This is a genomic window from Actinomycetospora sp. NBRC 106375 (assembly GCF_030269665.1).
Taxonomy (GTDB): Bacteria; Actinomycetota; Actinomycetes; order Mycobacteriales; family Pseudonocardiaceae; genus Actinomycetospora.
On sequence record NZ_BSTS01000002.1, the window covers coordinates 186,853 to 204,676 of the forward strand.

The 17,824-nt window shown below is 73.1% G+C and carries 17 protein-coding genes; 8 read left to right on the plus strand and 9 right to left on the minus strand.

The window, feature by feature from the left end; genetic code table 11:
• Positions 1 to 60 precede the first annotated feature (60 nt).
• Positions 61 to 909, plus strand: coding sequence for an alpha/beta fold hydrolase (locus QSK03_RS04370; protein WP_285648742.1), 849 nt, complete (start codon positions 61 to 63; stop codon positions 907 to 909).
• Between the two features lie 166 nt (positions 910 to 1,075).
• Here QSK03_RS04370 and QSK03_RS04375 read toward each other — a convergent pair whose 3' ends face one another.
• From QSK03_RS04375 to QSK03_RS04390, 4 genes are all read right to left on the minus strand, one after another.
• Positions 1,076 to 1,447: a hypothetical protein gene (locus tag QSK03_RS04375; protein WP_285648743.1), complete on the minus strand. Its 372-nt coding sequence runs from the start codon at positions 1,445 to 1,447 to the stop codon at positions 1,076 to 1,078.
• A 291-nt stretch (positions 1,448 to 1,738) separates the two neighbouring features.
• Positions 1,739 to 2,482, minus strand: a complete 744-nt coding sequence (locus tag QSK03_RS04380) for a GAF and ANTAR domain-containing protein (protein WP_285648744.1) — start codon at positions 2,480 to 2,482, stop codon at positions 1,739 to 1,741.
• A 227-nt stretch (positions 2,483 to 2,709) separates the two neighbouring features.
• Positions 2,710 to 2,913, minus strand: a complete 204-nt coding sequence (locus QSK03_RS04385) for a hypothetical protein (RefSeq protein WP_285648745.1) — start codon at positions 2,911 to 2,913, stop codon at positions 2,710 to 2,712.
• A gap of 109 nt (positions 2,914 to 3,022) precedes the next feature.
• On the minus strand, positions 3,023 to 4,561 hold the full coding sequence (locus QSK03_RS04390) for a long-chain-fatty-acid--CoA ligase (RefSeq protein WP_285648746.1): 1,539 nt from the start codon (positions 4,559 to 4,561) through the stop codon (positions 3,023 to 3,025).
• A gap of 199 nt (positions 4,562 to 4,760) precedes the next feature.
• Between QSK03_RS04390 and QSK03_RS04395 the strand changes: the two genes are divergently transcribed.
• Both QSK03_RS04395 and QSK03_RS04400 read left to right on the plus strand, forming a co-directional pair.
• The gene (locus tag QSK03_RS04395; protein ID WP_285648747.1) at positions 4,761 to 5,903 is read left to right on the plus strand and encodes an acyl-CoA dehydrogenase family protein; all 1,143 of its coding nucleotides are present in this window, start codon (positions 4,761 to 4,763) and stop codon (positions 5,901 to 5,903) included.
• Complete coding sequence (locus tag QSK03_RS04400; RefSeq protein WP_285648748.1) at positions 5,900 to 6,940, plus strand: LLM class F420-dependent oxidoreductase; 1,041 nt, start codon at positions 5,900 to 5,902, stop codon at positions 6,938 to 6,940. The genes QSK03_RS04395 and QSK03_RS04400 overlap by 4 nt, the downstream gene beginning before the upstream one ends.
• Here QSK03_RS04400 and QSK03_RS04405 read toward each other — a convergent pair.
• The 4 genes from QSK03_RS04405 to QSK03_RS04420 form a co-directional block, all read right to left on the minus strand.
• Positions 6,924 to 7,583, minus strand: coding sequence for a TetR/AcrR family transcriptional regulator (locus tag QSK03_RS04405; protein ID WP_285648749.1), 660 nt, complete (start codon positions 7,581 to 7,583; stop codon positions 6,924 to 6,926). The genes QSK03_RS04400 and QSK03_RS04405 overlap by 17 nt on opposite strands.
• A gap of 70 nt (positions 7,584 to 7,653) precedes the next feature.
• Complete coding sequence (locus QSK03_RS04410) at positions 7,654 to 8,253, minus strand: TetR/AcrR family transcriptional regulator (protein WP_285648750.1); 600 nt, start codon at positions 8,251 to 8,253, stop codon at positions 7,654 to 7,656.
• A complete protein-coding gene (locus QSK03_RS04415; protein ID WP_285648751.1) occupies positions 8,250 to 8,957 on the minus strand; it encodes an acetoacetate decarboxylase family protein in 708 nt (235 codons plus the stop codon). Before QSK03_RS04415 ends, QSK03_RS04410 begins: the two co-directional genes overlap by 4 nt.
• Complete coding sequence (locus QSK03_RS04420) at positions 8,954 to 10,711, minus strand: GMC family oxidoreductase N-terminal domain-containing protein (protein ID WP_502872135.1); 1,758 nt, start codon at positions 10,709 to 10,711, stop codon at positions 8,954 to 8,956. Before QSK03_RS04420 ends, QSK03_RS04415 begins: the two co-directional genes overlap by 4 nt.
• 154 nt (positions 10,712 to 10,865) lie before the next feature.
• Between QSK03_RS04420 and QSK03_RS04425 the strand changes: the two genes are divergently transcribed.
• From QSK03_RS04425 to QSK03_RS04445, 5 genes are all read left to right on the plus strand, one after another.
• Positions 10,866 to 12,074 carry an acetyl-CoA C-acetyltransferase gene (locus tag QSK03_RS04425; protein WP_285648753.1) on the plus strand — a complete coding sequence of 403 codons (1,209 nt, stop codon included), beginning with the start codon at positions 10,866 to 10,868 and terminating at the stop codon, positions 12,072 to 12,074.
• Positions 12,075 to 12,134: 60 nt separating this feature from the next.
• Positions 12,135 to 14,291, plus strand: a complete 2,157-nt coding sequence (locus QSK03_RS04430) for a 3-hydroxyacyl-CoA dehydrogenase NAD-binding domain-containing protein (protein ID WP_285649238.1) — start codon at positions 12,135 to 12,137, stop codon at positions 14,289 to 14,291.
• 213 nt (positions 14,292 to 14,504) lie between these two features.
• Entirely contained in the window at positions 14,505 to 15,653 is a 1,149-nt protein-coding gene (locus tag QSK03_RS04435; protein WP_285648754.1) for a CaiB/BaiF CoA transferase family protein, read from the plus strand.
• Positions 15,654 to 15,689: 36 nt separating this feature from the next.
• On the plus strand, positions 15,690 to 17,084 hold the full coding sequence (locus tag QSK03_RS04440) for an alpha/beta fold hydrolase (protein WP_285648755.1): 1,395 nt from the start codon (positions 15,690 to 15,692) through the stop codon (positions 17,082 to 17,084).
• 51 nt (positions 17,085 to 17,135) lie between these two features.
• Positions 17,136 to 17,465 (plus strand): helix-turn-helix domain-containing protein, encoded by a 330-nt coding sequence (locus tag QSK03_RS04445; RefSeq protein ID WP_285648756.1) that lies wholly within the window; start codon positions 17,136 to 17,138, stop codon positions 17,463 to 17,465.
• Positions 17,466 to 17,471: 6 nt separating this feature from the next.
• On the opposite strand, the gene QSK03_RS04450 is transcribed toward QSK03_RS04445, so the two are convergent.
• Positions 17,472 to 17,651 carry a hypothetical protein gene (locus QSK03_RS04450; RefSeq protein WP_285648757.1) on the minus strand — a complete coding sequence of 60 codons (180 nt, stop codon included), beginning with the start codon at positions 17,649 to 17,651 and terminating at the stop codon, positions 17,472 to 17,474.
• Positions 17,652 to 17,824 lie beyond the last annotated feature (173 nt).

Genomic DNA, 17,824 nt, shown 5'->3' on the forward strand with positions numbered 1-17,824 from the left:
TCCGGCGAGATCGGGTTCGCAAGATCGACGGAACGACCCGGGCCCGGCACGATCCCCCGGATGGACTCGTTCACGCGCGGCGACCTGACCTTCGACGTCACCGAGTGGGGCTCGGGCTCGACCACCGGGGGCACGCCCGTCGTCCTGCTCCACGGGTTCCCGCAGACGGCGGCGAGCTGGGAGCCCGTCGCCCGCCGGCTCGCCGCGGCCGGGCACCGCGTCGTCGCGCCCGACCAGCGCGGCTACTCGCCCGGCGCGCGTCCCGCCGGTCGGCGCGCGTACCGCGTCGAGGAGCTGGTCGGCGACGTCGACGCGCTCGTCGGGGAGATCGGCGGCGGACCGGTGCACGTCGTGGGCCACGACTGGGGCGCGGTGGTGGCCTGGGCGTTCGCGGCGCTGCGCCCCGAACGGGTCCGCACGCTCACCGCCGTCTCGGTGCCGCACCCGGCGGCGTTCACCCGGGCGATCGTGTCCAGCCGACAGGCGGCGCTGTCCTGGTACATGTACGCCTTCCAGCTCCCGGGCGTCGCCGAGCGCGTCCTGCGGCGTCCGGGCGGGCTCGCGGCCGCGGTCCGTCGCGCGGGCCAGAGCCCGGAGAACGCCCGGCGCGACGAGACGGCGCTCGCCGCGAAGGGCGGCCTGTCCGCGGCGCTGACCGGCGCGATCAACTGGTACCGGGCGATGCCGTTCTGGGAGCACCGCGGGCTGCGGCTCACGGTCGGCACGCCGACCCTCATGGTCTGGAGTGACGGTGACGTGGCCATCTCACGGGCCGCCGTGGACGGCACTCCGCGCTGGGTCACCGGCCCGTACCGCCTGGAGGTGCTCCCCGGCGTCAGTCACTGGGTCCCGGACGAGACGCCCGACCGGCTCGCGGACCTCGTGCTGGAGCACGTCGGCGACCGGTGAGGTTGGGGGTTCCGGGAGCGCGGGGGGATGCGCTCCCGGAACCATGGTCGGCCGAGGGGGGCGCGGCCGACGACCTCATGTTACGTCGCCATTGCTCGCCCGCCAGGTACCTCCGGTGCGATCCTGAACACCCGTTCAGCTCACACCGCGGTGGCGGGGACGGGGGTCATCCCGCGAGCGTGATCGGCTCCGTGGCCCCGGTGGACGTCGGGGCGATGGCCGGGGGGACCACGGGGTCATCGCCACGGGGGAAAGGGTGGTCGCCGTCGCGGTGGCGCAGCAGCGAGTTGCGGTGCGCCACGATCGCGGTCGCGAGGGCCCGGGCGTGGGACTCGGCGCCCGGCGCGGTCTCGCCCGACACGTGCTCCACGGCGGCACCGAGGGTCTCGGCCAGCCGCGCGAGCTCGTCGAGGACGTCCGCGGACCAGCTGAACCGGTCGACGCCGTCGGGTCGGAGCGCTCGGCCCTGGTGGTCGAGACGCCGGAGCGCCTCGGAGGCCTGGCGGGCGAGCGCGACGCCTGTGTTCTCAACCGTCACGACGACGCTGTACCCGCCCGCCGAGCGGACGACGCAACGGATCGAACGAGCTGCTCCGGACGGCGGTTCGGAGACGCCGAGAGAACCCGGCGTGATGGTGGGGCCTGGCCCCACCCCCGGTCGGCTCCCCAGCGCCAGGGGTGGGACCGGCCTCTCGGAAAGGCTGCGCCGGAGCCCCCGAAGCTCCGTCCGCGCGGCCGGTTGACACCAGCGTGCCCCGGCTCCGAGGTGCGGAAACACCCGGCGGGCTCTTGGATCGGTTCAGCACGGGAGATCCGCGCGCACGGCGGCTCAGGCGGACGTGCTGTGGCTCGCCCGGGACGTCCTTGCGGCGTCACGCGCTTCCTGCTGCATCCACCGCGCGACGTCGACGAGCTTGAGGTTCGTCTCCTGCGACGACGACTTGAGCATGCGGAAGGCCTCCTCGTCGTCGACATGGAAGCGCTCCATGAGCAGTCCTTTGGCCTGCCCGATGACGTCGCGGTTCTCGACGGCCTCCGTCAGCAGCGCCGCGTGGTGGCTGCCGTGGAGCAGCAGGGCACCCTGGGCCGCCACCAGGCCGGCGAGGAGCTGCGCGGCGTCGTCGAACACCCCGGGTCGCGAGGCGTAGAGGTTGACGCTCGCCACCGCGTCGCCGTCCATGGACACCCGGGTGGACAGCATCGCGCGGACGCCGGCGGCCACCGCCGCCGACGCGAAGCGGGGCCAGCGCCCGGCGTCCACACCGTCGAGGTCCGCGGCGACGACGACCCCCTCCGGCGAGGCGTCCTCGAGGGCCGTGATGCAGGGTCCCTCGTCCAGCTCGCCCTGCAACCGGTCGAGCTCGGCGACGTGCGGCGCTGTCGGGTGGCACGCCACCACCGTGTCTCCCCGCCGGACGCTGATGCCGCCGTCGTCGGCGCCGGGCACGGCGCGGACGGCCGCCAGCACGATGTGCGCGAGCGTCCGGTCGGGGTCGCGCACGCTACGGGTCTGGGCCAGCTCGTCGGCCGTGGTGCGCAGCGCCGCGACCAGTTGCGCATCACAGGAGCGCACCGCGCCCTCCTCGCCTCGTGGGGCAGGTTGCAGGCAGCGGCGGCGTGCGCGGCGGCGGACCTCCGCAGGCAGCACAGCCCGCGAACCGGGCCGTCTGGTCGACCAGTGTCGCGGATCGTACCTGCGGTTCGCTGTGCGGATGAACCCTGAGTTCGGGACGGCGGCGGCGCGCGGCACTGCCGTCGGTCCTCGATCGGGCGCCCTCGCCGGCGTGGGCCGGCGGCGGCTCAGGACTCGGTGAGGGAGGCGTCGCCGAGGACGCTCGCCGCGCCCTCGAGATAGGCCTGGCGGTAGGCGAGGGGGACCCACTCGGCCGTCCGGAAGACCGTGAGGGCGGCGTTGTCGTAGGTCGCGTCGAGGTGGACCTCGGCTCGGGCGGCGACGGCGTCGTGCGTTTCCCGAGCCCGCTCTGCCTCCGGTGTGTCGACCACGGCACGAGAGCGTGCACGCTGTCGGGCCCGGGAGCCACCTCAGCGAGGGCACGCGACGCGACGCGCGTGTGGACGAAAGCGGTTGCTGCTCCGGTCGCGGGCGCCGGTCTCAGCCGATGTGGCGGCCCTCGGCGTTCTCCCAGTAGGGCTTGCGGAGGTCCTTCTTGAGGATCTTCCCGGAGGGGTTGCGGGGCAGCGCGTCGACGACGTCGACCGACCGAGGCCGCTTGAACCCGGCGATGCGCTCCTTGGCCCACTCGAGCAGCGCGTCGGTGTCGATCTCGGCGCCCTCCCGCGCGACGACGACCGCCTTGACGGTCTCGCCCCACCGCTCGTCGGGCACGCCGATGACGGCGACGTCGGCGAGGTCGGGGTGCTCCGAGAGGACGTTCTCGACCTCGATGGGGTACACGTTCTCCGCCCCGGTGACGATCATGTCCTTGATGCGGTCGGTGAGGAAGAGGAAGCCCTCCTCGTCGAGGTAGCCCGCGTCGCCGGTGTGGAACCAGCCGCCCTCCAGCGCCTGCGCGGTCTCTTCCGGGCGCGCCCAGTACCCGGGCGTGACCTGCGAGGACCGGATCCAGATCTCACCGACCGTGCCCTGCGGGACGTCCTCGCCGGAGGCCGGGTCGACGGCCTTGAGCTCGACCCACGGGTAGGCCTTGCCCGCCGAGCGCATGAGGTGGGCGCGCGGGCCGTCCGGGTCGTGGTCGTCGGGGTCGAGCTGGCAGATCGCACCGGTCGTCTCGGTCGAGCCGTAGACCTGGAACAGCGGGGCCCGGAACGTGTCGAGCACGCGCTGGAGGACCGCACTCGTGATCGGCGAGGCGCCGTAGGCGATGGCGCGCAGCTTCGACCAGTCCTTGTCCGCGGCGCCGGGGACCTGGGTGAGGAACTGCAGCACGGCGGGCACGAGGAAGGCGTTGGTGACGCCCTCGTCGGCCATCGTGGCGAGCAGCTGGTCGGGGACGATGTCGGCGATCAGCACGCACCGCGCCCCGAACGACAGGCAGACCAGCGCGAAGCCCGAGCCGCCGATGTGGAACAGCGGCATCGCGACGAGCCCGACCGACTCGGTGTCGAAGCCCCAGTGGTCGCCGACGGAGAGCAGGGCGGCGAACTGGGTGTGGGTCAGCACGACGCCCTTGGGCAGGCCCGTGGTGCCCGAGGTGTAGAGCTGCAGGACGCAGTCGTCGTCCTGCGCGTCGTCGGGCGGGTCCAGCACCTCGCCGGACGCGGCGAGCCAGTCCTCGTAGTCCTCGCCGACGACGAGCACGCGCTGCACGGCGTGGACCTTCCCGACGTCGTCGCGCATCCCCGCGAAGTCCGGTCCGAGCACGACCAGCGGCGCGGCCGAGTCCTCGATGATCGCGATCAGCTCGTCCTGGGTGAGCCGGTTGTTCAGCGGCGCCGTGCCGGCCCGCACGCGCGGGGCGCCGAAGAGCAGGTCGAAGAACTCCGGGCGGTTCTTGCCCAGCCAGACGACCCGCGCCCCGGCGCCGACGCCGTCGGCGGCCATCGCCCGGGCGGCGAGCCCGCCACGCCGGTCGAGCTCGGCGTAGGTGGTGTTCTGCCCCTCGAACGTCATCGCGACCAGATCCGGCGTGCTCACGTACTGGCGGACGACGTCGGTCAGGCGGAACGGCACGGGGGACCTCCACAGGGGAACCGGAAGAAACGGACGATCGGTGACGCCCGCCACAGGGCAGGCGCGACCGTAACCGGTGGTACGGAATCACGGAAGAGTCAGGCTTGACTGTTACCGGTCGGTCCGGCCACGCTGGCCGGACCAGCAGGGCCGCGGGCGCACGACGGCGTCCCGACGTTTCACGAGGAGGGGCCAGCCGGTGGAGCGCACGATCTTCTCCGACGAGCACAACGACTTCCGCGAGATGGTGCGGGACTTCCTCGAGAAGGAGGCGGCGCCCCACCACGCGGACTGGGAGAAGCAAGGCCACGTCAGCCGGGAGGTCTGGCAGGCGGCCGGGAAGACCGGCCTGCTGGCGATGGACGTCCCGGAGGAGTCCGGCGGCGGGGGCACTCCCGACCTGCGCTTCCAGTGGATCGTCACCGAGGAGGTCGCGCGGGCCGGCACGAGCGGCCTGGGCTTCTCGCTCCACAACGACGTCGTCGCGCCGTACCTCATCGAGCTCGCGAACGAGGAGCAGAAGCAGCGCTGGCTGCCGCGGTTCTGCACCGGCGAGCTGATCTCGGCGATCGCGATGACCGAGCCCGGGACCGGTTCGGACCTGCAGGGCATCCAGACCCGCGCCGTCCGCGACGGCGACGAGTGGGTGATCAACGGGCAGAAGACGTTCATCACCAACGGCATCATGTCCGACCTGGTGATCGTGGTCTGCAAGACCGACCCCGAGGCCGGCGCCCACGGCTTCAGCCTCATCGTCGTCGAGCGCGACACGCCCGGCTTCGAGCGTGGCCGCAACCTCGAGAAGATCGGCATGTCCGCCCAGGACACCGCCGAACTGGCGTTCACCGACGTGCGCGTGCCCGCGACGAACCTCCTCGGCGAGGAGGGCAAGGGCTTCATCTACCTCATGCAGAACCTCCCCCGCGAGCGGCTCTCGATCGCCGTCGGCGCCATCGCGGGCGCGGAGAAGGTGCTCGAGGAGACCGTCAAGTACGTCAAGGAGCGGACCGCGTTCGGCAAGCCGCTCGCGAAGCTCCAGACGGTGCGTTTCTCGGCCGCCGAGATGGCGACCAAGCTCGCCGTCACCCGCGCCTTCGTCGACCGCTGCATCACCGAGCTGAACGAGGGCAAGCTCGGGCCCGCGGACGCCTCGATGGCCAAGTACTGGTCGAGCGAGACGGCCAAGGAGGTCATCGACTCCTGCCTGCAGCTGCACGGCGGCTACGGCTACATGAAGGAGTACCCGGTCGCGAAGGCCTACCTCGACACCCGCGTCCAGACGATCTACGGCGGCACCACCGAGATCATGAAGGAGATCATCGGGCGGGTGGTGCTCGGATGAGGATCGGGATGGGCCTGGCGTACGCGCAGGGCGGCTTCCACGAGACGGTCGACAAGCTCGTCGAGCTCGAGGAGATCGGGCTGGACGCCGTCAGCGTCGCCGAGCTCTACAGCTTCGACGCGGTGAGCCAGCTCGGGTACCTCGCGGCGCGCACGTCGCGGCTGCACATCGAGTCGGGGATCGTCCAGATCTACACGCGGACCCCGTCGCTGACCGCGATGACCGCGGCCGGGCTGGACTACGTCTCCGACGGCCGCTTCGTGCTCGGGATGGGCGCGTCGGGGCCGCAGGTCATCGAGGGCTTCCACGGCGTCCGCTACGACGCCCCGGTCGGGCGCACACGCGAGATCATCGAGATCTGCCGGCAGGTGTGGCGCCGCGAGAAGGTGCAGTACGCCGGCAAGCACTACACGATCCCGCTGCCCCCGGAGCAGGGCACCGGACTCGGCAAGCCGCTGAAGATCATCAACCACCCGGTGCGCGCGCAGATCCCGGTCATGCTCGCCGCGATCGGGCCGAAGAACGTCGAGCTGGCCGCCGAACTGGCCGAGGTCTGGGAGCCGATCTGGTTCCACCCGGGACGGGCGCACGAGGTCTGGGGCTCCTCGCTGGAGGCCGGCAAGGCCCGCCGCGACCCAGCGCTGGGCGAGCTGCAGACCTCGGTCAACGTGCCCTTCGCCGTCGGGCCCGGGGCGGGCAAGCTGCGCGAGCACGTCCGTCCGCAGCTCGCGCTCTACGTCGGCGGCATGGGCGCCAAGGGCAAGAACTTCTACAACGACCTCGCCGCCCGCTACGGGTTCGAGGCCGAGGCGGCGGAGATCCAGGACCTCTACCTGTCCGGCCGCAAGGAGGAGGCGGCCGAGAAGGTGCCCGAGGAGCTGGTCCACGCCGTGTCGCTGATCGGCAGCGAGGACGAGGTCGCCGCCCAGGTCCGCGAGTTCGCCGCGGCCGGGGTCACCCAGCTCAACATCCAGCCCCTCGACCCCGACCACGACACCGTGAAGGCGTCGCTGGGGACGCTCAAGTCCCTGCTGTAGCGGCCGGCCCGCCCTCGGGCAGCAGCATCATCCGGGCGAGCTGCTTCCACTGCTCGAGGTGCGGGTCCGTCTGCGGGTCGCGCGGGTCGAAGCCGTAGGTCAGGGCCACCCCGCGCATGCTGGTCAGCAGCGTCTCGCGCAGCAGCGCGGCCTGCTCGGGATCGGCGTAGTCCTCGAAGAACGCGTCGGTCGTCTGGCGGATCGCCGCCCCCAGGCGGCGCTCGGCGGGCAGCAGCGCCTCGGCCAGCGCCTTGTCGGTGCGCGCCGCGGTCCAGAGCTCGACCGAGGCCCAGAAGTACGCCTGCTGGTAGGTCCACCACATGACCTCGACGGCGCGGTCGAGCCGCGCGCCGGCGTCGACGTCGGCCGTCGGCAGGTCGACGCGGGCGAGGCCGTCGGCGGCGAACCGGCTGGTCGCCAGGTGCTGCGCCGCGGCGACGAGGAGGTTCTCCTTCGACGGGAAGTGGTGCAGCAGGCGACCACGCGAGACGCCCGCGCGATTCTGGATCGTCAGCGTGGTGGTGCCCGCGTAGCCCGACTCGACGAGGCAGGCCACGGCGGCGTCCAGGATGCGGGTGCGGCTGTCGGACGTCCGCTGCTCGCGGGACCGGCGCTCCGGCTCCGTGGTCGAACGGGTGCTCACGATCCGGGCCCTCCCGTCGTCCTCCCGGTCACCGTGTCGCCGACGATCGTGCCGCCGCGGACGCGAACGGTCAAACCTGACTGTCTGGGCGGGCAGGGTGGTCCAGGACCGTCAGCAGGACGTCGACGAGCAGGGCGCGCGTCCCGGCGCGGTCCAGCGTGCCCCGCACCAGCCACTCCCGGGACGCCGACCGGACCAGGCCGAAGAACGAGCGGACGCGGGCGCGGTACGGGTCGTCGGGGGCGTCCGGCGCCAGGGCCGCGAGCACGCGGTCGGCGGCGATCTCGTCGGCCTCGGCGAGGATCGCGTCGACGTCGACGTCCCCCGCCGCGCCCGTCCCCACCGAGAGCCAGAGCCCGCGGTGGCGGTCGACGGCGTCGAGGAACCAGTCCACGGCCGCGCCGGCGCGGACGTCGACCGGGCCCGTCGGCAGCCCGGCCACCGCGACCTCGGGGATCGTCGTCAACCGGCGCACCACCTCGAGGTAGAGGTCGCGCTTGGTGCCGAAGTAGTGGTTGATCAGCCCGCGCGCGACGCCGGCCTCGCGGGCGAGGTCGGTGGTCGAGACCGCCGCGTAGGGCTGCTCGGCGAACAGCCGCAGGGCGCCGGCGACGATCTCCTCACGGCGCGCGTCGGGGTCGAGGCGCCGGCCGCGGGCGGGCGCGCTCATCGGCGTGTCGCGGAACCGAGCGTGTGGCGATCCTGGCGTGAGACGCCAGGAAAGCCGCATTCCTCGGACACGGCACGGTCCGCCGGCGTCATCCCGAAGAGCATGGCGAAGTCGTGGAGGGTCGCCGAGACGACGGGGCGCCGCCCGGCGAGGAACTGCAGGGGCCCTTCGACGTCGAAGGTCCAGTCGGCGTGCAGCGACCCGAGGCCGGCGCGGCTGCTCACCGGGCTCTCGCGGCGGCGGCCGTCGAGGTCCTGGGCGAGGGTGAAGGCGGTCCGCGGGCGGCCGGGGAGGACCGGGCCGCGACGCAGGCGCGCGCGGGCCGCGGGGCGCTCGGCGCCCTCGACGGTCATCGACGGCGCGCCCTCGTCGAACCCGACGAAGGACGCGAGCCCCTTCGGGATGCCCCAGAGCTCGCGGCCGCCGTCGCGGGACGCCGGGCTGTCGACCCAGATCGCGACGATGTGCGGGCGGACCCGGACGCCCACGCGCCCGGCGACGGCCACGAGCAGCTCGCGGTAGCTCATGGCCCCGCCCGGGGCGTAGTCCACCCACGCGGCGCCGACCGGCGTGTGCCCGCCCGGCGAGAGCGGCCGCCAGCCGTCGGGCCAGGTGGCGGTCGGCAGGTCCGCGGTGGGGACGAGGAAGGTCGACAGGTCCATGCGGCCGACGAGCGTCCACGGCTCGGGCGGGTAGGTGCTCACGTCGGCACTCCGATCGTCGGGGTCGGGAGATCGATCCTCAGGCCCCCGGGGGCGTCGGCCGGCACGGCGGGGTGGTGCGGGGCGACGGGCGCGACGCGGCGGTAGCCCGCACCCGGCGCCGGGCGGGGGTCGGGCTCGCCGCGGTTGGGCCACAGCGACATCGCCCGCTCGGCCAGCGCGGTGATGGTCAGCGACGGGTTCACCCCGAGGTTCGCCGGCACCGTCGACCCGTCGACGACGTGCACCCCGGGGTGGCCGTGCAGGCGGTGGTAGGGGTCGACGACCCCGGTGTCGGCGGTCTCGGAGATCACCGCGCCGCCGAGGAAGTGGCCGGTGACCGGCAGGTTCACCAACGTCGAGCTCGCGCCGACGGGGAAGCCGCGCATCCGGCGGGCCACTCGGCGGGCGACCTCGTGGCCGGCGGGGATCCAGGCGGGGTTCGGCGTACCGTCGCCGGGACGCGAGCGCAGCCCGCCGAGGAACCGCCGGGGCGTCAGCGTCAGCGAGTTGTCGAGCGTCTGCATCACGAGCAGCACGATCGACTGCTCGGCCCAGCGCCGCGGGCGGTGCAAGGCGCGCAACGTCGTCCGGGACCGCAGCACCTCACCCGCGATCCGCCGCCAGCTGGGCCCGCGGACGCCGAGCGTCGCGTCCCCGGGCGCCGTCGTCCCGTCGACGAGCACGGCCGAGAGCAGCGCCAGCAGGTTCGATCCGCGGCCGTAGCGCACCGGCTCGACGTGGGTGTGCGCGTCGGGGTGGATCGAGGACGTGATCGAGACGCCGCGGGTGTAGTCGGCGCCCGGGGCCTCGGTGCGCGCGGCGAGGATCGCCTCGGAGTTGGTGCGCGAGAGCTCGCCGAGCCGCGCGGAGATGCGCGGCAGGTCACCGGCGCGGCGGAGCCGGTGCAGCAGGCGCTGGCTGCCGAGCGCCGACGCCGCGACCACGACCTGCTGCGCGCGCAGGGTCCGCCGCCCGCCGGGGCGTCCCGTCCGCCGGACCTCCACGTCGTAGCCCGAAGCGCCGGACCCGTCGCCGTCGTGCGGGCGGATGCGCGTCACCGTGGTCATCGGGTGCACCCGCGCACCCGCCGCCTCGGCGAGGTGCAGGTAGTTCTTGACCAGCGTGTTCTTGACGTCGTGGCGGCAGCCGGTCATGCACTCGCCGCAGTGCAGGCACCCGTGGCGGGCGGGCCCGGCGCCGCCGAAGAACGGGTCGGGCACCTCGTCGCCCGGAGCCGCGCCGAAGAACACGCCGACGTCGGCGGCCCGGTAGGTGTGGCCGACACCCATCTCCTCGGCGACGTCGCGCATGACGGCGTCGGACGGGGAGACGCGGGGATAGGTGGTGGCGCCGAGCATGCGGGCTGCCTGGTCGTACGGGGCATCGAGCTCGTCGGCCCAGTCCGTGACGCCGGCCCACTGCGGGTCGTCGTAGAACGCCGGCGGCGGCCGGTAGAGGGTGTTGGCATAGACCAGCGAGCCGCCCCCGACGCCCGCGCCGGAGAGCACGAGGACGTCGCGCAGCGGGGTCGCCCGGAAGATGCCGAAGCAGCGGACCCACGGCGCCCACAGGTAGTCGCGCAGCTGCCAGGACGTCGCCGGGAACTCGTGATCGGCGAAGCGGCGACCCGCCTCGAGCACCCCGACCCGGTAACCCTTCTCGGTCAGACGCAGCGCGGTGACCGACCCGCCGAAGCCGGAGCCGACCACGAGCACGTCGTAGTCGGGGTCCTGGTCGTCGGGGCGCGGGAGTATCACCCCGTCACCCTCGCGAGTCGTTGGCAGGCTGTCAACGAGACCCGTGTGACCCTACTCGCCAGTAACAGGCGCCGACGCGCACGTTGACACGAGAGCCAAACAGTCTACTTTGACTGTTGAGAGCAGTCGCCCCCGCGAAGGGACCCATTCCGTGACCGAGGCATACATCTACGACGCCCTCCGCACCCCGCGCGGCAGGGGCAAGGCCGCCGGGTCGCTGCACGCGACCAAGCCGGTGTCCCTGGTCGTCGGGCTGATCGACGAGCTGCGCAAGCGCAACCCGGACCTCGACCCCGACCGCATCGAGGACGTCGTCCTGGGCTGCGTCAGCCCGATCGGCGACCAGGGCGGCGACATCGCGAAGACCGCCGCGATCGCCGCGGGCCTGCCCGACCACGTCGGCGGCGTCCAGCTCAACCGCTTCTGCGCGTCCGGCCTCGAGGCCGTGAACCAGGCCGGCCAGCGCGTGCGCTCCGGCTTCGAGGACATGATCGTCGCCGGTGGCGTCGAGTCGATGTCCCGCGTGGCCATGGGCTCCGACGGCGGCGCCTGGGCGATGGACCCGGAGACCAACTTCGAGACCTCGTTCGTGCCGCAGGGCATCGGCGCCGACCTCATCGCCACGCTCGAGGGCTTCAGCCGGGAGGACGTCGACGCGTACGCGCTCGAGTCGCAGACCCGCGCCGCGAAGTCCTGGGCCGACGGCGCCTTCGAGCGCTCGATCGTCCCGGTCGTCGACCGCAACGGACTCGTGGTGCTCGACCACGACGAGCACGTCCGCGAGACCACGTTCGAGGGCCTGTCGGGCCTCAAGCCGTCGTTCGCCGGCATCGGCGAGATGGGCGGCTTCGACGCGGTGGCGCTGCAGAAGTACCACTGGGTCGAGGCGATCAACCACGTGCACCACCCCGGCAACAGCTCCGGGATCGTCGACGGCGCCGCGCTGGTGCTGCTCGGCACCGAGGAAGCCGGCAAGCAGAACGGCCTCACCCCGCGCGCCCGCATCGTCGGCACGGCCGTCTCCGGCGCCGACCCGACGATCATGCTCACCGGCCCGACGCCGGCCTGCGAGAAGGTCCTGGCCAAGGCCGGGATGACCATGGCCGACATCGACCTCCTCGAGATCAACGAGGCGTTCGCGGCCGTGCCGATGAAGCTCATGAAGGACCTCGACTTCCCGCACGAGCGCACCAACGTCGCGGGCGGCGCCATCGCGCTGGGCCACCCGCTGGGCGCCACCGGCGCGATGCTGGTCGGCACCATGGTCGACGAGCTCGAGCGCCGCGACCTGCGCCGCGCCCTCGTCACGCTGTGCATTGGCGGCGGCATGGGCGTCGCGACCATCATCGAGCGGGTCTGAGCCACCCCCGGAACGTCATCGACCAGCGATCAAGGAGTCAGTAGCGCAGTGTCCGAGAACATGTTCCGGTGGGAGGCCGACGGGGACGGCATCGTCACGCTGACGATGGACGACCCGACCGCCTCGGCCAACACGATGAGCGCCAAGTGGGGCGAGGACTTCGCCGAGACGCTGAAGCGTCTCGAGGCCGAGAAGGACTCGATCACCGGCGTCGTGCTGACCTCGGCGAAGAAGACCTTCTTCGCGGGCGGCAACCTCGACGATCTCGTGAAGTACACGACGGCCGACGCGCAGAAGGTCTTCGACCAGTCGCAGCAGATCAAGGGCCTGTTGCGCCGCCTCGAGACCCTCGGCAAGCCGGTCGTCGCGGCGATCAACGGCGCGGCGCTGGGCGGCGGCCTCGAGATCGCGCTGGCCTGCCACCACCGCATCGCCCTCGACGCCAAGGGCTCGAAGATCGGGCTGCCCGAGGTCACGCTCGGCCTGCTGCCCGGCGGTGGCGGCGTCGTGCGCGTCGTGCGCCTGCTCGGCCTGGCCGACGGCCTCATGAACGTGCTGCTGCAGGGTCAGCAGCGCGCCCCGAAGGCCGCCCTCGAGGCCGGCCTGGTGCACGAGGTCGTCGACAGCCCCGACGAGCTGATCGCCCGCGCCAAGCAGTGGGTGAAGGACAACCCCGAGGCGATCCAGCCCTGGGACGAGAAGAAGTACAAGATCCCCGGCGGCACGCCGTCGACGCCGAGCTTCGCCGCGAACCTCCCGGCATTCCCGGCCAACCTGCGCAAGCAGCTCAAGAACGCCCCGATGCCCGCGCCGTACCTGATCATGGACGCGGCCGTCGAGGGCTCGCAGGTCGACATCGACAACGCCGGCAAGATCGAGTCGCGCTACTTCGCCGAGCTCGCCTGCGGCCAGGTGTCGACGAACATGACCCGCGCGTTCTTCTTCGACCTGCAGGCCATCAACAAGGGCGCCTCGCGCCCCGACGGCTATGAGTTGCACAGCGCCCGCAAGGTCGTCGTGCTCGGCGCCGGGATGATGGGCGCGGGCATCGCGTACTCGTGCGCGATGGCGGGCCTCGAGGTCGTCCTCAAGGACGTCGCCCAGGCCAACGCCGACAAGGGCAAGGACTACTCGAAGAAGATCCTCGACAAGGCCGTCTCGCGCGGGAAGTCGACGCAGGAGAAGGCCGACGAGGTCCTCGCCCGCATCACGCCCACCGAGAAGCCCGAGGACGCCGCGGGCGCCGACCTCGTCATCGAGGCCGTGTTCGAGAGCCCGGACCTCAAGAAGCAGGTCTTCGCGGAGATCATGCCGCACCTCGCGCCGGACGCGGTGCTGGGCTCGAACACCTCGACGCTGCCGATCACCGATCTCGCGACCGGCGTCGACCGGCCCGAGGACTTCGTCGGCCTGCACTTCTTCTCGCCGGTCGACAAGATGCCGCTCCTGGAGATCATCAAGGGCGAGAAGACCAGCGACGCGACACTGGCCAAGGCGATCGACATCGCCCTGCAGATCAAGAAGACCCCGATCGTCGTCTCCGACAGCCGCGGGTTCTTCACCAGCCGCGTCATCGGCACGTTCATCAACGAGGCCGTGGCGATGCTGGGCGAGGGCGCCGCGCCGTCGTCGATCGAGCAGGCCGGGTCGCAGGCCGGCTACCCGGCCCCGCCGCTGCAGCTGATGGACGAGCTCACGCTGACGCTGCCGCAGCACATCCGCGAGGAGACCCGCAAGGGCGTCGAGGCGTCCGGCGGCACGTGGGTCGGGCACCCGTCCGACGCCATCGTCGACCGGATGGTCGAGCTCGGCCGCAAGGGCCGCTCCTCGGGCGCCGGGTTCTACTCCTACGACGAGTCGGGCAAGCGCACCCGCCTGTGGCCCGGCCTGACCGAGGAGTTCGGCGCCGCGAAGGGCGACCTGCCGTTCGAGGACATGCAGGAGCGCATGCTCTTCGCCGAGGCCCTCGAGACCGTGAAGTGCTTCGACGAAGGTGTCCTGCACACCATCGCCGACGCCAACATCGGCTCGATCATGGGCATCGGCTACCCGGCCTGGACCGGCGGCGTCGCGCAGTACATCGACGGCTACCCCGGCGGCCTGCCCGGGTTCGTCGAGCGCGCCCGCATCCTGGCCAAGGCCTACGGCGACCGCTTCCAGCCGCCGGCCTCGCTCGTCGAGAAGGCCGAGAAGGGGCAGTCGCTGCGCGGCGAGTGACCCCGCTGGCGTAGCCGGCGCGTCCGGCTGCGCGTGCCTGTTCGGAACGAACGGCGCTCTCGCTGCTTGCGAAGCAGCGAGAGCGCCGTTCGTGTTTCCGGGGCCGGGGCGGACGGCCTCGCCGCCCCCAACCCGCGCGCACCCATACCGTCAGCCCTGACTGTCTCGTAGGCTCGCCGTCGATCCCGAGACGACTTGGAGGACGAGGGCCCCATGGGTGTGCTGGACGGCGTCAAGGTCATCGAGGTGGCCGGGATCGGCCCCGGGCCGTTCGCGGCGATGATGCTCGCGGACATGGGCGCCGAGGTGCTGCGCGTCGACCGGCCCTCCGGCGGCGGGCTCTCGCTGGGCGACCCGCGCAAGGACGTCCTCGGACGGGGCCGGCGGTCGGTGGCCCTGGACCTCAAGAGCGACGAGGGCCTCGCGGTGCTGCTCGACCTCGTCGAGGGCGCCGACGTGCTCCTCGAGGGCTACCGGCCCGGGGTAGCCGAGCGGCTCGGCTTCGGGCCCGACGACTGCCACGCGCGCAATGAGCGCCTCGTCTACGGCCGCATGACCGGCTGGGGCCAGGACGGCCCGCAGGCCTCGCGCGCCGGGCACGACCTGACCTACCTCTCGACGGCCGGGGTCGTCGCGCACATGGCCGGACCGGACGGCGCGCCCGCCATCCCGATCAACCTCGTCGGCGACTTCGGTGGCGGCGGGATGCTGCTGGTGGTCGGCGTGCTGGGCGCGCTCGTGGAGCGGGGCATCTCGGGCCGGGGCCAGGTCGTCGACGCCGCGATCGTGGACGGCGCCGCGATCCAGATGGCCATGGTCTACGGGCTGCGCGCGGGCGGGGCCTGGCCGAACCCCCGCGGCGGCAACATCCTCGACGGCGGCGCGCCGTTCTACCAGAGCTACCGCTGCTCGGACGGCGGATGGGTCGCGGTGGGCGCGCTGGAGCCGCAGTTCTACGCCGCGCTCATGAGCGGCCTCGGGCTCGACGGCGAGGACATCGCCGCGCACCAGTGGGACATGGCGCGCTGGCCGGAGTTCCGGGCGCGGCTCACCGAGGTGTTCGCGACGCGCACCCGCGACGAGTGGGCCGCCGACCTCGAGCCGACCGACGCGTGCGTCGCGGCCGTGCTCGAGATGGAGGAGTCCGCCGCGCACCCGCACAACGTGGCGCGCGGCCTGCACGTCGACGCGTTCGGCGTGCGGCAGCCGGCCCCGGCGCCGCGGTTCAGCCGCACGCCCAGCGGCACGCCGAACCCGCCCGCGTCGCCGGGCCAGCACTCCGCCGAGGCGCTCGCCGACTGGGGCCTCGACCGCGACCGGATCGCGAAGCTGCAGGAGGCGGGCGTCGTCCACCAGACCTAGGCTCACGAGCGCTCGGCGGACGCACGAGGAGGGCCCGTGATCCTGACCCCGGCCGGGGCGTGGCGCGCTGTCGGCAACATGCGCGCCCGGGTCCTCGAGGGGCCGCTCGCCGACCTGCGGCGCATGCCCCGCTCGGCGTTCGACACCGGTCCCGGCGACCCCGGCGGCGACCTGGGCCGGGCGCACGGCCTCGTGCGGGCCGGGTCGGTCAGCACCTACCGCTACGCCGTGCACCCGAGCGCGCGGCTGCGGGGCTCGCCGGTCGTGCTGGTCTCACCGCTGGGCGCGTGCGGCGTCGGCTTCGACCTGCGGCGCGGCAACAGCCTGGTCGAGCACCTCGTCGGGGAAGGGCGGTCGGTCTACCAGATCGACGACGAGGATCTCGTCGGCCACGGCGGCTCGATCTCGCCCGGGCCCGCCGACCTCGAGCGCTGGGTCGACGAGATCCTCCCGCACGTCGTGCGCACCGTCAGCGAGCACCACGACGGCGCGCCCGTGCACCTCGTGGGCTGGTCGATGGGTGGGCTGCACGCGGTGCTCGCGGCCGCCGCGCACCCGCGCCTGCCGCTGGGCTCGGTGACGGCGATCGCGACACCGTTCGAGCTCGACGAGGTGCCCCCGGTGGTGCGGGCGCGCCCGCTGGCGGTGGCCGCCGGCGGACCGGTGCTCGCGACGGCGCAGACCCTGCTCGCGCTCATGCCGCTGCCGCGCCTGCTGAAGGCCCTGGGTCTCGGGTCACTCGACGAGCTGCTGACCGCGCCGTTGACCATGGTGGTCCGGCTCGACGACCGCGAGTTCCTGGCCCAGCTCGAGGCGGTCGACGACCTCCGCGCGCTCATCGGCGACCAGGCCCGCCTCGTCGGCACGTTCTTCCGCGCCATGGTCGCGCCGGAGGACCTCGCGGCGGGCCGGATCCCCGTCGGGCACCGCGTGGTCGATCTCGCCGACGTGCACCGCCCCGTCCTGCTCGTGGCCGGTGAGAGCGACCGGGTCGTGCCGCCCCGCGCCGTGCGGGCGGGGGCGCGGCGCCTGCGGGGCACGGAGACGCGCCTGACGACCGCGCCGGGCGGCCACCTTGGCGTCCTCACCGGACGGTCCGCGAAGGACACGACGTGGGCGCGGCTGTGCGCGTTCCTCGACCGTCACGACGCCCCCGCGACGGTCGAGGGCAGCTCGCCGGGCAGCCGCCGCGTCCTGCGCCCGGCGCGGTCGAGCGCCCGGGCGACCGTCGAGCCGATCCGCCCGCTCGTGTCGGCACCCCGCGAGGAGGCGCGCCCCCGGAACGAGGCGGTGGTGGAGGGGGTCGAAGCCGAGGCGGTCGCGGACCAGCCCGCTCCCGAGGCCGGCGGCGCCGCGACGCCGCGTCCCGTCCGCCGCTCGTCCCGGCTGCCGGCCCCCAAACGGGCGTCGCGCTCGCCGCGGCAACGCTGAGACCTGCGTCGACGAGGCCCGTGCGATGGGGCGGTCGTCTACTGTGACGACGTGGTTTCACTCCGCGAGGCCCGCCGTGATCGAGGCTGGTCACAGACCACGGCCGTCGCGCGGCTGAAGGAGCTCGCGCACCAGGGGAACGTCGACGTCGCCAGCGCCTCGAGTCTCAAGAGCCAGCTCTCGCGCTGGGAGAACGGCACCGTGCCGGACGAGCCGTACCGCACACTGCTCGCGGAGCTCTACGAGCGCGAGATCAGCGATCTGGGCATCGACGTCACCCCGCACTGGGAGCGCAGCCACGAGATCCCCGGGCTGCTCACCGAGATCCGCGACGAGCTCCGCTCGCTCAACGAGGCGTTGCGCGCGCGCCGCGACTCCTGAGCGCCCTCAGCGCTCCCCGGGCCGGGCCACGACCTGCAGGCGTTGGCGCTGCTCCGACGTCTCGCTGTGCCGCGCCAGGGCGAGCCCCAGGGCGGTCACCGAGACCGTGCCCACGGCGGCGACGGCCTCCGCGGTCAGGTCGAGAACGTCGGCCAGTGGGCGCAACGGCGCCAGCAACACGTTCACGGAACCCCTACGGCGGTCGGCATGGCTCACACACGGCGAGGACCCGCACGACGTCCGCGGCAGCAGTGCCGTCCGGCGTCGGGGCCTCTCGCAAGCTCGTGCCACCATCGTGCCAGTGGTACCGACCGGCGGAACCCGGTGTCGCAGGAATTCACACGCCGGCCACAGGAACG

Coding starts and splice junctions, on each gene's coding strand:
- QSK03_RS04370 (WP_285648742.1), top strand. CDS start 61: ATGGACTCGTTCACGCGCGGCGACCTGACCTTCGACGTCACCGAGTGG.
- QSK03_RS04400 (WP_285648748.1), top strand. CDS start 5,900: ATGAGGATCGGGATGGGCCTGGCGTACGCGCAGGGCGGCTTCCACGAG.
- QSK03_RS04410 (WP_285648750.1), bottom strand. CDS start 8,253: ATGAGCGCGCCCGCCCGCGGCCGGCGCCTCGACCCCGACGCGCGCCGT.
- QSK03_RS04430 (WP_285649238.1), top strand. CDS start 12,135: ATGTTCCGGTGGGAGGCCGACGGGGACGGCATCGTCACGCTGACGATG.
- QSK03_RS04435 (WP_285648754.1), top strand. CDS start 14,505: ATGGGTGTGCTGGACGGCGTCAAGGTCATCGAGGTGGCCGGGATCGGC.